This is a genomic window from Variovorax sp. PvP013, assembly GCF_050435945.1.
In the GTDB taxonomy this organism is placed as follows: Bacteria; Pseudomonadota; Gammaproteobacteria; order Burkholderiales; family Burkholderiaceae_C; genus Variovorax.
The window spans coordinates 91,467-106,292 of the sequence record NZ_JBNDLF010000010.1; the positions used below are offsets into that span (position 1 = coordinate 91,467).

Below are 14,826 nucleotides of genomic sequence, written 5' to 3' on the forward strand. Positions count from 1 at the left end.
ACATGTCGGCCAAGTCAATTCGCCGGTCTCGGTGATTCGTCGCCAGTGTCGAGTGTTGAATCGGCAGCGCGCCGTCCCTCCAGCCAATTTCTCACCACCCCGTTGGTCCACCCGAACCCGTCCTGCAGCGGGTACTCGCCACCCCCGCCGCCGCAGGGCGCCTCGTGCGCCGAGTCGCGCAGGGCGTACTTCTCGACCAGCTTGCCTTCCTTCGCGTAGACCTGTTCCACCGTGTCGAGCCAGCGCGCGCGGATGTCGCGCGCCAGGTCGTGATGGCCGTAGGCCTCGAAGCCTTTCACCGCCAGCCATTGCAGGGGTGCCCAGCCGTTGGGGCGGTCCCATTGCTGGCCGCTCTCGACCTCGGACGTGGCGAAGCCGCCGGGTGCCAGCAGGCGCCGGCGCACTGTCGTGGCCAGGGCGTTCGCCTGATCGGGCGTGGCGGTGCGGGTGAAGAGCGGGGCGACGGTGGCGGCGTTCAGGTGCCGGCGGGCGGTGCCGGTCGTCCAGTCGTGGTCCAGGAAGGCGCCGGTCTCCGCGCACCAGAAGACCGCCGTCATGGCGCGTCGACGGGCCTCGGCGCGGTCCTCGAACGCCCGTGCGGTCGCGCCGTCCCCGGCGGCGCGCGAGAGCCGGGCGATGGTCGACTCCAGCCTGTGCATCAGGGCGTTGAGGTCGACCGGCAGGATCGACGTGGTGCGGATCGTCGCCAGCGCGTCGGCCGGCGACGCGTCCGCTGCCGCCGCCTCGTCCAGCCAGCGCGAGCCGAAGTCCCAGCCCGACTCGGCCGCCGCCCGCAGGTCGCGCCAGACCTGCGCCTTCGGCCGGTCCGAGCGCGCGGCGGTCGCGACGTCCTCGCGCCAGGACTCCTCGCGTGGCGTGTCGCGGTCGTCCCAGTAGCGGTTGAGCAGCGCGCCGTCGGGCAGCCGCACCACGCGGCGGTGCGCCGTGCCGGGCTCCAGGCCGTCGGCGCCGTCCATCCAGTAGGCGTGCTCGCGCCGCATCTGCGGCAGGTAGCGCCCGGCGCCGCAGCCCCGTTGCGACTCGCACAGCTCGGCCATGAGCGCGAAGACCGGCGGCTGCGAGCGGCTGAGGTAGTAGGTGCGGGTGCCGTTGGGCACGTGGCCGTGGGTGTCGATGAGGTAGGCGAAGTTGTCGGTCATCGCGTGGAGTAGCGCGTGACGGCCGCTCGCCGACAGGCCCAGCATCGTGAAGTACGAATCCCAGTAGTACATCTCGACGAAGCGGCCGCCCGGCACCACGTAGGCGTGCGGCAGCGCCAGCAGCGAGCCGCGCCGGGGATGGCGCGCCGGATGCCGGGTCAGCTCGTCCCACAGCGCGTCGATGTGCGCCGCGATCGGCAGCCCGGGGGCTACGCCTTCGCGATGCTGCGCGGCGCGATGTTCCGGCGCGAAATGCGCGTGCACGAAGGCGCGCAGGTCGAAGCCCGGCGCGCGGCACTGCGCGCGGTAGGCCGCCAGGATGGCTTCGGGCGCCTGCCGGGGCGCGCAGTCCACGAAGGTCTTGGAGTCGTCGAAGACGTCCGAGCGCTGCACGGCGACGAACAGCTCGGCATAACGGTCGGCGGGGGAGTGGGTGTCGGCCGGGGGCGCGGCCGTCGCGGCGGCGTGGCGGGCGGTGGCGTCGGAAGGTGTGCGCTGCTGCATGCGCCGACTGTGCCGCAAGCGCGATCGGCCGGCGCGCGGGCGGAGGCCGACGCGGGCCGGACGGACGCCCGACGCGCCGTCGGCCGTCGGCGGTTCCCGCCGGTCCTTGGGTCTTGTCTGGCGGCGCCTGGCAGCGACGGCTGGCAGCGCGCGACCGGGGCGATGCGGCAAGTTGAGGCTCGTTCCGTCGCCATCCGGCATCCGTCAACCCCGGTGGCCCTTCACCCGGCCGCTCCTCGCTCCCATCATGAACACCTCGTCCCGATCGCCCGACACCGCTCCATCGTCCCCGTCACCGGCCGTGCCCGTGGCTCAGGTGCTGAAGGGCCAGCCGGCCCTGGTCACCGGCGCCAGCTCCGGCATCGGCCGCGCGGTGGCACTGGCGCTGGCCCGCGCGGGCGCCGACGTGGTGGTGAACTACGCCCACGACGAGGACGGCGCCAGGGCCTCCGCGGCCGACATCGAGGCCTGCGGCCGGCGCGCCGTCGTCGTGCAGGCCGACGTCGGCGACGAGGGGGAGGTCGAGGCGATGTTCGCGCGCGCCATCGAGGCCTTCGGCACGCTGCACGTCGTGGTCTGCAACGCCGGTCTGCAGAAGGACGCGCCGTTCCACGAGATGACGCTCGACCAGTGGAACCGGGTCATCGGCATCAACCTCACCGGCCAGTTCCTGTGCGCGCGCGCCGCGGTGCGCGAGTTCGACCGCCGGGGCGTGCAGCAGGGCGTGTCGCGCGCGGCGGGCAAGATCATCCACATGAGTTCGGTCCACGAGGTCATCCCCTGGGCCGGCCACGCCAACTACGCGGCGTCCAAGGGCGGCGTGATGATGCTGATGAAGACGCTGGCGCAGGAGGTGGCGCCGCGGCGCATCCGCGTGAACTCGATCGCGCCCGGCGCCATCCGGACGCCCATCAACACCGAGGCCTGGGAGACGCCCGAGGCCTATGCCGACCTGATGAAGCTGGTCCCCTACCAGCGCATCGGCGAGCCCGACGACATCGGCCAGGCGGCGGTGTGGCTGGCCTCCGACGCGTCGGACTACGTGACGGGCACCTCGCTGTTCGTCGACGGCGGCATGTCGCTCTACCCCGAGTTCGCGCACGGAGGCTGAGCGGCGGGGTCCGCCCCAGGCGCGGCCATCGGCGACGTCGGCGGCGCGCCGAAGTCCCGAAAAGCCGTGGGGCCACGGCCTTTTTCGGGACTTCGGCGGTGCCCGGAATCCGTATGCTGGCGCTCGATCCGAGGCCGAGGTGGCCCTCGTCGCCCCGTCCTCTTCATGAACCCCAGTCTGCCGCCGGACCCCGTCACCGTCATCGCCCCCATCGACGAGGAGTCGCTCTCGCACATGGTGCGGCGCGACCAGCTCGTCATGCTGCGCGCCAGCGTGCGCGAGGCCATCCCCATCAACCTGGTGCTCAGCGTCACGGCGATGCTGGTGGCGGTCTACGCGGGCCTGGTCGTCGAGGGATTGCTCTGGCTGGCGCTCTCGGTGGTGGTGAACGTGCTGCGCCACGCCCTGTGCGGCCAGGCGTTCGAGGACTCGGCCGCCGGCGTCGAGCGGCAACTGCGGCGCATGGTCGTCGCGGCCGTGGCGTCGGGGTCGGTCTGGGCGCTGGTGTCGCTGCTGTGCGCCGGCTACACGGCGCCGCAGACGCTGTTCTACGTGGCGATGGTGTGCGGCATCTGCGCGGGCGCGGTGAGCTACGGCATCGCCTACGCCGCGGTGCCGATCGGGTTCATCACGCCGCCGCTGCTGTCGGCGGCCGTCTGCTTCGCGGCGACGGGCGGCTTCGACCGGCTGTGCCTGGCGGCCATGGTGGTGGTGTATTTCACCGGGCTGCTGCGCGCGGCGGTGCAGAGCGAGCGCGGCATGCGCAGCGGCTGCCGCCTGAAGAACGAGGCCACCGCCATGGCGGCGCAGCTGGGCGCCGCGCACCGGGCGCTGCAGAAGTCGACCGAGCGTCTGGCCGTGCGGGCCTCGCTGGACGCGCTCACGGGCCTGCTCAACCGCGAGGGTTTCACCCAGGCCGCCACGCGCCGCATCGCCGAGCGGCCCGGCCGGCCGCACTGCCTGTTCCTGTTCGACCTCGACGGCTTCAAGGGCGTCAACGACGCCTTCGGGCACCAGACCGGCGACCGGGTGCTGCGCGACGTGGCGCGCTGGCTCGAGCGCGAACTCGACGGCCTGGGCGCGACCGTCGGGCGCTGGGGCGGCGACGAGTTCGTGGTGTTCTGCGACCACGACGACGAGCGCGCGCAGGCGCCCGCCGCCCTGGCGCAGGTCCTCATCGCCTCGCTGCCCGGGGCCATGGCCGCGAGCGGCAGCCACATGGGCATGAGCGTGGGCATCGCCGTGGCCCGCGACGCCGACGTCGTCGACATGATCAGCCTGGCCGACGAGGCGCTCTACGAGGCCAAGCACGCCGGACGCAACCGCTGGCGGCTCGTCGACGACGCCCTCAACAAGCGCCTGGCCGTGCGCCGCGACGTCGAGCGCGACCTGCTGGACGCGATCGAGGCGCGTGCCATCCGGCTGTGGTACCAGCCGATCGTGGCGCTCGACTCGCAGCGCGTCCACAGCCTGGAGGCGCTGCTGCGCTGGGACCATCCGAGCCACGGCCGCATGCCGCCCGAGCAGGTGGTCTTCGCCGCCGCCGGAACCGGCCTGGCCGAGGCGCTGCTGCGCTACATCGTCGAGGAGGTCTGCATCGCGCTGCGCGAGCTGGAGGCGCTCGGCGGCGAACTGGCGTCGGTGCCGATCGCGCTGAACGTCTCGCCGCGCGAGATGGCCCAGCTGGGCGTCGACCGGCTGGTGCTGGGGCTGCTGGAGGAGGAGGGCATCGACGCGCGGCGGCTGAAGATCGAGATCACCGAGGAGGTCGCGCTCGACACCCCGGCCGCGCGCGGGTGCCTCAACGGGCTGGCGGCGGCGGGCGTGACGATCGTGGTGGACGACTTCGGCGTCGGCTATTCGTCGCTGGCGTCGCTGCGCGAACACTACGTGCGGCAGGTCAAGATCGACCGCAGCTTCGTCGCCGGCCTGAGTGGTTCGTCGGGCAACCGGGTGCTGGTCAATGCCATCCTGCAGCTGGGGCGGGCGCTGGACATCGAGGTCGTGGCCGAGGGCGTGGAGACGGTCGACGAGCTCGACGTGCTGCGCGCGCTCGGCTGCCGGCTCGGCCAGGGCTACCACTTCGCCCGGCCGGCGCCGTTGGCCGAGGTCGTCGCCTGGGCCGGGCGGCGGCGGGTCCCGGCGGGCTGACGCCGGGACGATGGATTGACCTTTCCATGATGGAAGGGTTGAGACTGGGTCCCGCGCCCGCATGTCCGGGGCGAGGAAGCATTCGATGAACACCACCACCGTCGCCGACGCCACCGCGTCCCGACCACCCGCCCGTCCGCCGGCCCCCGCTCCCGCGACGCCGTCGCCGATGTCGCCCGGGTCCACCGCCGGGTCCGAATGGAACCTGCCGATCGACGGCATGAGCTGCGCGGCCTGCGCCGGCCGCGTCGAGAAGGCGCTGCGGGCCGTGCCGGGCGTCGCCGAGGCGTCCGTGAACCTGGCCACCGAGGTGGCGACCGTGCGCGCCGGCGGCGACGTCGGTGCCGACCGCCTGCATGCCGCCGTCCGCAAGGCCGGCTATGCCGTGATCGAGCCGCCGGCGCCGACCGCCGACGCGCCACCGGCCGGCGCCGGGGTGGAAGCCGCGCGCCCGACGACCGTGCCGGCGCGATCGCGCGACGCGGTCTGGCCGATCGCCGTCGCGGCGGCGTTGTCGCTGCCGCTGGTCGCGCCGATGCTGGGCATGCCCTTCGGTGCCGACTGGGCGCTGCCGGGCCTGTGGCAGCTGGCGCTGGCGACGCCGGTGCAGTTCTGGCTGGGCGCGCGCTTCTACCGCGCGGGCTGGAAGGCCCTGAGGGCGCGCGCCGGCAACATGGACCTGCTGGTCGCGCTGGGCACCTCGGCGGCCTACGGCCTGAGCGTGTTCCAGCTGTTCTTCGCCGGCGACGGTCACGGCGCGCCGGGTGGCCACGGCGCCGCGCCGCACCTGTACTTCGAGGCCTCGGCCGTCGTCGTCACGCTGGTGCTGCTGGGCAAGTGGCTGGAGGCGCGCGCCAAGCGCCAGACCACCGACGCCCTGCGGGCCCTGAACGCCCTGCGGCCCGAGACGGCCCGCGTGCGGCGCGGCGGCCGGGACGTCGAGCTGCCGCTGGCCGACGTGGCGCCCGGCGACCTCGTCGTGGTGCGCCCGGGCGACCGCGTGGCGGTCGACGGCATCGTGGTCGAGGGCGCGAGCCACGTCGACGAGTCCCTGCTGACCGGCGAGAGCCTGCCCGTGGCGCGCGCCGTGGGCGACGCGGTCACCGGCGGTGCCGTCAACGCCGACGGCCTGCTGCTGGTGCGCGCGACCGCCGTCGGCGCCGAGTCGACGCTGGCGCGCATCGTGCGGCTGGTGGAATCGGCGCAGGCGAGAAAGGCGCCGGTGCAGCGGCTGGTCGACCGCGTCAGCGCAGTCTTCGTGCCGGTGGTGGTGGGCATCGCCGTGGCGACGCTGCTGGGCTGGGGCCTGGCCACCGGCGACTGGACGCGCGCCGTCCTGAACGCGGCGGCGGTGCTGGTCATCGCCTGCCCCTGCGCGCTGGGCCTGGCGACGCCGACGGCGATCATGGCCGGCACCGGGGCCGCCGCGCGGCGCGGCATCCTGATCAAGGACGCGGAGGTGCTGGAGGTGGCGCACCGCATCGACGTGGTGGCCTTCGACAAGACCGGCACGCTGACCGAGGGTCGCGCGACGCTGGTGGCGGCCGAGCCGGCGGAGCGCGTCGATGCCGACGCCGCCGCCGGCCGGCTTGCCCTGCTGGCGGCGAGCGCCGCGATCCAGGCCGGCAGCGCGCACCCGCTGGCCCGCGCGGTGCTCGAAGCGGCAGGGCGGGAGGGCGTGCCGCCGGCGGGCGTGGCCACGGACGTCCGCGCCGTGCCCGGACTGGGCGTCGCGGCGACGGTCGAGGGCCGCGAACTGCGCCTGGGCAGCACGCGCTGGATGCGCGAGTCGGGCGTCGCCATCCCGCCGGCACTGGCCGAACGGGCGGCGCGGCTCGAGGCCGAGGGCCGCACCGTGTCCTGGCTGGCCGCGTCGGGAGACGGCGCGATACCACTGGTGCTGCGCGGGCTGCTGGCCTTCGGCGACGCCGTCAAGCCGACCGCGCGCGTCGCCGTCGACGCCCTGCGCGCCCAGGGCGTGCGCACGGTGCTGGTCAGCGGCGACAACACCGGCGCCGCGCGGGCGGTCGCGAACGCGCTCGGCATCGACGAGGTGCATGCCGAGGTCCTGCCGGCCGACAAGGCGGCGCGGGTCGAGGGCCTGCGCGCGGGCGGCCGCACCGTGGCGATGGTGGGCGACGGCATCAACGACGCGCCGGCGCTGGCGGCGGCCGACGTCGGCATCGCCATGTCCACCGGCACCGACGTCGCCATGCACGCCGCCGGCGTCACGCTCATGCGCGGCAACCCGGCGCTGGTGGCCGACGCCATCGACATCTCGCGCCGCACCTGGGCCAAGATCCGCCAGAACCTGTTCTGGGCCTTCGTCTACAACGTGGTGGGCCTCCCGCTGGCGGCGGCGGGCCTGCTCGATCCGATGCTCGCCGGCGCCGCGATGGCCTTCAGCAGCGTCAGCGTGGTGGCCAACGCCTTGCTGCTGCGGCGCTGGAAGGGGACCGGGACATGACGACGACGACCGCGCACTTCAACATCGGCGTCGCCGCGTCGCGCTCGGGCGTGTCGGCCAAGATGGTGCGTCACTACGAGTCTCTGGGCCTGCTGCCGGCGATCGACCGCACCGAGGCCGGCTACCGGCGCTACACCGACCGCGAGGTCCACACGCTGCGCTTCATCCGCCGCGCGCGCGACCTGGGCTTCTCGATGGCGGAGATCGCCGAACTGCTCAGGCTCTGGCAGGACCGCGGCCGCACCAGCGCCGGCGTGCGCCGCATCGCCCAGCGTCACGTCGAGGACCTGGAACGCAAGATCGCCGAACTCACCGCCATGCGCCGCACGCTGGAACGACTGGTGGACTGCTGTCACGGCGACGGCCGGCCGGAGTGCCCGATCCTGGAGGAACTGGAGGGTGGGGCGGCGCCACCGGCTCCCGGTCCCGGGTGAATCGCGCTGACCCGCCGACCCGGCGCCATCAGACAAGATGTCGGCGACAAACTGGCATCATCCGGAATCCTTTCAAAAGCTTTCAAGATGGCGTCGCTCCGGATGCCCCGACCGTGCCGACGCCGAACGATTCCCTGCCCCGTGATGCCTTGACGATCGCACCGCCCGCGATGGCGGCCACGACCGCCGACCTGACGGCCTGCGACCTCGAACCGATCCGCGTCCCCGGCGCCATCCAGCCGCACGGGCGGATGCTGGTGCTCGCCGCCGATGCCGCGCCGCTCGCCCACAGCGCGAACTGGCCGGCGGACGCGTTGCGCGAGGCGTGGACGGTCGTGCCTTCCGATGCCCTGGCGTCGCTGGTGGACGGTCAGGCGCCGGTCGCGCTGGAGGACGTACGGGTGGGGGGCGTTGCCTGGGCGCTGTCCGGCCACCGCTGCGGCGAGCACCTGATCCTGGAGTTCGAGGACGCGCCGCCGGCGCCGCCGCAGGCCCAGGCGCCGATCCACTCGCTCACGCGCGTGTTCCTGCCACGGCTGCAGGAGGCCGGTTCGCTCGATGCCCTGACGGCGCTGGTCGCCGCCGAGATGAAGCGCCTGAGCGGCTTCGGCCGCTGCCTGGTCTACCGCTTCGACGCCGCCGGCCACGGCGAGGTGCTGGCCGAGCGCATCGACCCCGGCTACACCAGCTACGCCGGCCACCATTTCCCGGCCGGCGACATCCCGAAGCAGGCGCGCGAGCTGTACGTGCTCAATCCGTTCCGGCTGATCGCCGACGCCACCTACGACCCGGTGCCGCTGGTGGCCGCCGACGCGCGCGCCGCCGACCCGGTGGCGCCACCGCGCATCGACCTCTCGCAGGCCCAGCTGCGCAGCGTCTCGCCGGTGCACCTGGAGTACATGCGCAACATGGGCACGCTGGCGTCGATGTCGGTGTCGATCGTCATCGGCGGGCGGCTCTGGGGCCTCGTCTCCTGCCACGACCATCATCCGCGCCGCCTGGCGCCGCCCACGCGCCTGGCCTGCGAGCACCTGGGCCAGCTGTTGGCGCTGCAGATCCAGGCCGTGGAGGCCAACCGCGCGGTGGCCGAGCGGCTCGACCTGCGCCAGCTGACGCTGGAGATCGTCGCCCGGCTGGCCGACAGCGACGCCACGCTAGCGCGGCTGGTCGAGCACCCCGGGCCGATGCTCGCCCTGGCGGGCGCCACCGGCGCCGCCGTGGTGCTGGACGACCGCATCTGGACCGTCGGCGAGGTGCCCGCGCACGACGACGTCCGGCCGCTCGCGGACTGGATCTGGGGCCTCGGCCGGGAGGTCTTCGAGACCGCGTCGCTCGCCGCGCACCACGCGACCGGGCACGACCTGCGGCACGTCGCCGCGGGCGTGCTGGCGATCTCGATCTCGCAGGTCCACCGGCACCTGGTGCTGTGGTTCCGCCCGGAGATCCTGCAGACCGTGACCTGGGCCGGCGATCCGCGCAAGGCCCACGCGTCGGCCGACGGCCGCATCCATCCGCGCCGCAGCTTCGAGAGCTGGGTCGAGACCATCCGCGACCGGGCCACGCCCTGGACTCCCGCGCAGGTCGGCGCCGCCGGCGAACTGCGCCAGGCGCTCATCGGCATCGTGCTGCGGCGCGCCGAGGAGATGGCCCAGGTCGCCGCCGAACTCGGCCGCGTCAACAAGGAACTCGAAGCCTTCTCGTACACCGTCTCGCACGACCTGCGCGCGCCGATGCGCCACATCGCGGGCTATGTCGACCTGGTGGTCGAGTCCGAGGGCGATCGGCTGGGCGAGCGCACCCTGCGCTACCTGGCGCACGCCAAGGAAGCCGCCGCGTTCGCCGGCCAGCTGGTCGACGGACTGCTCGACTTCTCCCGCATGGGTCGCGCCGCGCTCAAAGTCCGCGCGATCGACACCGGCGCGCTGGTGGAGGAGCTGGTCGGTGAACTCGTCCGCCTGGAACCCGGGCGCGAGATCGTCTGGTCGGTCGCGCCGGACCTGCCCGTGCTGCAGGCCGACGCGCTGCTGCTGCAGGTGGCGGTGCGCAACCTGCTGGGCAACGCCGTCAAGTACACGCGCGGACGCCGGCCCGCGCACATCGCCGTGCGGGCCGTGCGGCGCGACGACGGCGAGGGCCTGGAGGTGGAGGACGACGGCGTGGGCTTCCAGATGAAGTACGCCGGCAAGCTCTTCGGCGTGTTCCAGCGCCTGCACGCGGCCGAGGAGTTCGAGGGCACCGGCATCGGCCTGGCCAACGTGCGGCGCATCGTGGAGCGCCATGGCGGCAGCGTCTGGGCGCGCGGCGAGATCAGACAGGGGGCGTGCTTCGGCTTCGTGCTGCCCCGCCGGACGCCCGCCGACGGGCCGTCCGCAGAAGCGGGAGAACCTCATGCTTAAACCGATTCTGCTGGTGGAGGACGACAAGCGCGACCTCGAACTGACCCTCATCGCCCTGGAGCGCAGCCAGCTGGCCAACGAGGTCGTGGTGCTGCGCGACGGCGCCCAGGCCCTGGACTACCTGCTGCGCGAGGGCGAACACGCCGGGCGGCCCGAGGGCAATCCGGCGGTCATCCTGCTCGACCTGAAATTGCCCAAGGTCACCGGGCTGGAGGTGCTGGAGAAGCTCAAGGCCACGCCGTCGCTGCGCAGCGTCCCGGTGGTGATGCTGACCTCCTCCCAGGAGGAGTCCGACGTGGTGCGCAGCTACCAGCTCGGCGTGAACGCCTATGTCGTGAAGCCGGTGGCCTTCGACCGCTTCGTCTCCGCCATCTGCGAGCTGGGCGTGTTCTGGGCCGTGCTCAACGAGCCGCCGCCGGGCTCGCTCAGGACCGCGCGCCACGATGAGTGACACCCGGACCGTCGCCCCGGCGTCCCGCGCCGCGCCGGTGGCGTCACCGGAGGCGCCCCTGCGCGTGCTGCTGCTGGAGGACTCGCGCTTCGACGCCGAGCTGGTGCTCGAGGCGCTCGCCCGGGTCCATCCGCGGGCGCGGCCGACCTGGGTGCGCGACGAGGACGGCTTCGTCGCGGCGTTGTCGGAGCAGCCCTTCGACCTGATCCTGTCGGACGTCGAACTGCCGGGCTTCTCCGGCGCGCAGGCGCTGGACTTCGCGCGGGCGCAGCATCCGGCGGTGCCCTTCGTCTTCGTCTCCGGCGTGATCGGCGAGGACAACGCGGTCGAACTGCTCAAGCGCGGCGCGACGGACTTCGTCAGCAAGGGCCGCATGGCGCGCCTGCCGGTGGTGCTGGACCGGGCGCTGCGCGAGGCGGCCGAGCAGGCGGCGCGCCGGACGGCCGAGAAACGCCTGCGCGAGGCCGACGACGTCTTCACCCGGGTCGAATCCCGCCGCATGGCGCTCGTCGAGCTGAGCGACCGCATCCGCGACCTCGACGACCCCGGCGACCTGGCCTACGCCGCCGCCGAGATCCTGGGCCGGCAGTTGGGCGTCGACCGCGCCGGCTACGGCATCGTGGACACCACCGCCGAGACCATCACCATCGACCGCGACTGGACCGCGCCGGGCGTGCCGAGCCTGGCGGGCATGCTGCGCTTCCGCGAGTACGGCTCCTACATCGACGACCTGCGCCGCGGCGTGACGGTGGTCATCGGCGACGCCTACGTCGACGTCCGCACGGCGGCCACCGCGGCGGCGCTGACGTCCATCCAGGCGCGCGCGTTCGTCAACATGCCGATGACGGAGAAGGGCGGTCTGGTCGGCCTGCTCTACGCCAACCACGGCGCCGTGCGCGGCTGGTCGGTCGAGGACCTGGCCTTCATCCGCGAGATCGGCGAGCGCGTGCGCGCGGCCATCGCGCGGCGCGAGGCGCAGATCGAACTGGCCGCCTTCGCCGCCTCGCTGGAACGCCAGGTCGAGGAACGCACCTACGAGCGCGACCGGACCTGGAAGCTCAACCAGGACCTGCTGGGCGTGGCCAATCCGCAGGGCTTCTTCGAGAGCGTGAATCCGGCCTGGGAGGCCACGCTCGGCTGGAGCAGCGACGAGATCCGCCGCATGCCGTTCCGCGACCTGATCCATCCCGACGACCTGGCCGCCACCGAGGCGGAAATCGAGCGCCTGACGCAGGGCCAGCGCACCCAGCGTTTCGTCAACCGCTACCGCACCAAGGCCGGCGGCTGGCGCTGGCTGGCCTGGACGGCGGTGCCCGATCGCGGCCTGGTCTACACCGCCGCGCGCGACATCACCGATGAGAAGGAGCGCGAGGCCGAGCTGGAGGCCGCCAAGGAGCAGCTGCGCCAGAGCCAGAAGCTCGAGGCGGTCGGCCAGCTCACCGGCGGGCTGGCGCACGACTTCAACAACCTGCTCGCGGCCATCACCGGCAGCCTGGAGCTAATGCGGCGACGCCACGCAGCGGGCCAGACGGCCGAGCTGGAGCGCTACATCGGCGTCGCCCAGGGCGCGGCGCAGCGCGCGGCGGCGCTCACGCACCGGCTGCTGGCGTTCTCGCGCCGCCAGACGCTCGAGCCCAAGGCGCTCGACGTCAACCGCCTGGTGGCCGGCATGGAGGACCTGCTGCGCCGCACGATCGGCCCGGAGATCCGCCTGGAGACGGTCGCCGCCGTCGGCCTGTGGAGCGTGCTGGTCGACCCCAGCCAGCTGGAGAACGCGCTGCTCAACCTGTGCATCAACGCGCGCGACGCCATGCCCGGCGGCGGGCGGCTGGTCGTCGAGACCGCCAACCGCTGGATCGACGAGCGCACCGCGCGCGAGCGCGAGCTCGAACCCGGCCAGTACGTCTCGCTGTGCGTGAGCGACGACGGCGTGGGCATGAGCGCCGACGTCGCCGCGCGCGCCTTCGACCCCTTCTTCACCACCAAGCCGATCGGCATGGGCACCGGGCTGGGGCTGTCGATGATCTACGGCTTCGCCAAGCAGTCCGGCGGGCTGGTGCGCATCTACTCGGAGGTCGGGCAGGGCACGATGGTCTGCATCTACCTGCCGCGCCACGCCGCCCTCGCGCCGCCCGTCGAGGCCGCCGCGCCGGCCGCCGCCGTGCCCCGGGCCGACCAGGGCCAGACGGTGCTGGTGGTGGACGACGAGCCGGCCCTGCGCATGCTCATCGTCGAGGTCATGCAGGACCTGGGCTACGCCACGCTGGAGGCCGCCGACGGCACCGAGGCCCTGGTCCACCTGCGCTCGGCCGCGCGCATCGACCTGCTGGTCACCGACGTCGGCCTGCCCGGCGGCATGAACGGGCGCCAGGTGGCCGACGCCGCGCGCGGCGTGCGCCCCGGCCTGCGCGTGCTCTTCATCACGGGCTATGCCGAGAACGCGGTGCTCAGCCACGGCCACCTCGACCCCGGCATGCACGTCATGACCAAGCCCTTCGACATGGACGTGCTGGCGCGGCGGGCGAAGGAACTGATCGAGAGCGACTGAGCGCCAGCGACTGCATCCTCCTACGCCGCGCCGCGCCGCCGTGCCTTTCAATCGGAGGCTTCACTTTCCGACGAGACCCACGCATCCATGGACACCACGACCCCCACCCTCCAGACCCTCTTCGACCAGCTCGGCCTGCCCAGCGAGGCCGCCGACATCGACCGCTTCGTGGCCGAGAACCGTCCCGTGCCCCAGGAGGTCGCGCTGCCCGACGCGCCGTTCTGGACCCCGGCCCAGGCCCAGTTCCTGCGCGAGGAGTGGAAGGACGACGCCGAGTGGATCCCGGTGGTGGACCAGCTCAACGTGATGCTGCGCGATTGAGGGCGGCCACGTCGGCGTCCGCAGCCGTGGCCGTGGCCGGCGCCGGACGGCGAGGATCGCGGCCGATGGCGGCCTGGGCGCTGGCCGCCGCACTGCTGGTCGGCGCGGCCGGCACGGCCGGCCTGCCGTCCGACGCCGTCGCGCAGGAACTGCCGGCCGGCGTCCAGCTGGGCATGAGCGCCGAGGCCCTGCGCGCGGCCGTCCCCGACGCCACGCGCGTCGCCCGGCCCCAGCGGCTGGCCGGCGGCGTCGCCGGCACGTGGCGTGCGCCTGCGGTGCGACTCGTCGACGCGCTGGACGCCGAGCCCGTCTTCTTCTTCGGCGGCGGCCGGCTGGTCCGCGTCGAGTACGTGGCCGCCGGCATCGACGCCCCGGACCGTGGCGAAGCCGCCTTCGCCGCGCTGCGCGACTGGGGCCGCGCCCGCTTCGGCGCCGAACTCGCCACGCGCGACCCCGGCAGCGAGATCGCCGCCTGGGTCGACGGCGACACCGACGTCTATGCGCAGCGCACCGTCGATGCCCGGGGCGCGACCGTGCGGCTGGTGCACAAGGCGCGGGTGGTGAAGGACGGCCGGGCGCTCTGACGTGACTGGATCAGCCTGCAGCCCAAGGATCGAGGACGGCCACGCCGGTGGGCTTGAAATCGTCGACGTTGCGTGTCACCACCGTCATGCCATGCACCAGGGCCGTGGCCGCGATGAGTGCGTCGCGCTCACCACGCTTGTCGGGAACGTGCAGACGGGCACAGCGCCGTGCCACGGCAGTGTCGACGGGAAGCGTGCGATCGGCGAACTCGGGCAGCACGTGCCGCTCCAGCCATGCGCGGAGCATGGCGCCCTGAGCGGCATCCTTTCTCTCGATCGACAGGACGCCGAGTTCCAGTTCCATGATGGTGATGGACGAGACGAAGAGTTCAGTGGCCGCCACGCTGTCCGACCACGCCGTCACGTTGCGGTCGGCTTTGCCGGAGTGCGCCTTGCGCAGCTCCGACACGACATTGGTGTCCAGAACGAAGGTCATGAGAAGTCGACCGGCCGGACCTCGACGGTCATGGGTGGCGGATCGAACTCGATGTCGTCCGGTCCCGGCATGGCCAGCGCATCGGCGATGTTGCGTCGTTGTTTCGTCAACCGCTGATAGTCCTCGAATGTCAGCAGCACGTGGGCGGGTCGTCCCCGGTCGGTGATGAACACCGGTCCATGGCTGGCGGCTCGTTTGGCCTCGCTGGTCGCTTGGTTGAACTCTCGGCTGGAAAGGGTGGTGATGGTCATGACGGCACCTCG

General features: G+C 73.2%; 12 protein-coding genes. 9 read left to right on the plus strand and 3 right to left on the minus strand.

Annotated elements, in window-relative coordinates; translation table 11 throughout:
* Window positions 1-14: 14 nt before the first annotated feature.
* Entirely contained in the window at window positions 15-1,664 is a 1,650-nt protein-coding gene (treF, locus tag ABID77_RS19760; protein WP_429599516.1) for an alpha,alpha-trehalase TreF, read from the minus strand.
* A gap of 307 nt (window positions 1,665-1,971) precedes the next feature.
* Here treF and ABID77_RS19765 point away from each other — a divergent pair, with 307 nt between their 5' ends.
* The 9 genes from ABID77_RS19765 to ABID77_RS19805 all read left to right on the plus strand — a co-directional run bounded on the left by ABID77_RS19765 (window position 1,972) and on the right by ABID77_RS19805 (window position 14,127).
* A complete protein-coding gene (locus ABID77_RS19765; RefSeq protein ID WP_429599615.1) occupies window positions 1,972-2,775 on the plus strand; it encodes an SDR family oxidoreductase in 804 nt (267 codons plus the stop codon).
* A gap of 165 nt (window positions 2,776-2,940) precedes the next feature.
* On the plus strand, window positions 2,941-4,926 hold the full coding sequence (locus ABID77_RS19770; RefSeq protein ID WP_429599518.1) for a putative bifunctional diguanylate cyclase/phosphodiesterase: 1,986 nt from the start codon (window positions 2,941-2,943) through the stop codon (window positions 4,924-4,926).
* Between the two features lie 169 nt (window positions 4,927-5,095).
* Complete coding sequence (locus ABID77_RS19775; RefSeq protein WP_429599617.1) at window positions 5,096-7,393, plus strand: heavy metal translocating P-type ATPase; 2,298 nt, start codon at window positions 5,096-5,098, stop codon at window positions 7,391-7,393.
* A complete protein-coding gene (cueR, locus tag ABID77_RS19780; RefSeq protein ID WP_429599521.1) occupies window positions 7,390-7,827 on the plus strand; it encodes a Cu(I)-responsive transcriptional regulator in 438 nt (145 codons plus the stop codon). The genes ABID77_RS19775 and cueR overlap by 4 nt, the downstream gene beginning before the upstream one ends.
* 149 nt (window positions 7,828-7,976) lie before the next feature.
* Complete coding sequence (locus ABID77_RS19785; RefSeq protein WP_429599524.1) at window positions 7,977-10,223, plus strand: ATP-binding protein; 2,247 nt, start codon at window positions 7,977-7,979, stop codon at window positions 10,221-10,223.
* Complete coding sequence (locus ABID77_RS19790; RefSeq protein WP_429599526.1) at window positions 10,216-10,674, plus strand: response regulator; 459 nt, start codon at window positions 10,216-10,218, stop codon at window positions 10,672-10,674. The genes ABID77_RS19785 and ABID77_RS19790 overlap by 8 nt, the downstream gene beginning before the upstream one ends.
* Complete coding sequence (locus ABID77_RS19795; protein ID WP_429599528.1) at window positions 10,667-13,222, plus strand: response regulator; 2,556 nt, start codon at window positions 10,667-10,669, stop codon at window positions 13,220-13,222. The genes ABID77_RS19790 and ABID77_RS19795 overlap by 8 nt, the downstream gene beginning before the upstream one ends.
* Window positions 13,223-13,309: 87 nt before the next feature.
* Window positions 13,310-13,543, plus strand: a complete 234-nt coding sequence (locus tag ABID77_RS19800) for a DUF2789 domain-containing protein (RefSeq protein WP_429599531.1) — start codon at window positions 13,310-13,312, stop codon at window positions 13,541-13,543.
* Window positions 13,544-13,608: 65 nt separating this feature from the next.
* Window positions 13,609-14,127, plus strand: coding sequence for a hypothetical protein (locus tag ABID77_RS19805; protein WP_429599533.1), 519 nt, complete (start codon window positions 13,609-13,611; stop codon window positions 14,125-14,127).
* A 10-nt stretch (window positions 14,128-14,137) separates the two neighbouring features.
* On the opposite strand, the gene ABID77_RS19810 is transcribed toward ABID77_RS19805, so the two are convergent.
* Window positions 14,138-14,563, minus strand: coding sequence for a type II toxin-antitoxin system VapC family toxin (locus ABID77_RS19810; protein ID WP_429599536.1), 426 nt, complete (start codon window positions 14,561-14,563; stop codon window positions 14,138-14,140).
* Entirely contained in the window at window positions 14,560-14,814 is a 255-nt protein-coding gene (locus tag ABID77_RS19815; protein WP_429599539.1) for a type II toxin-antitoxin system Phd/YefM family antitoxin, read from the minus strand. Before ABID77_RS19815 ends, ABID77_RS19810 begins: the two co-directional genes overlap by 4 nt.
* Window positions 14,815-14,826: the final 12 nt, after the last annotated feature.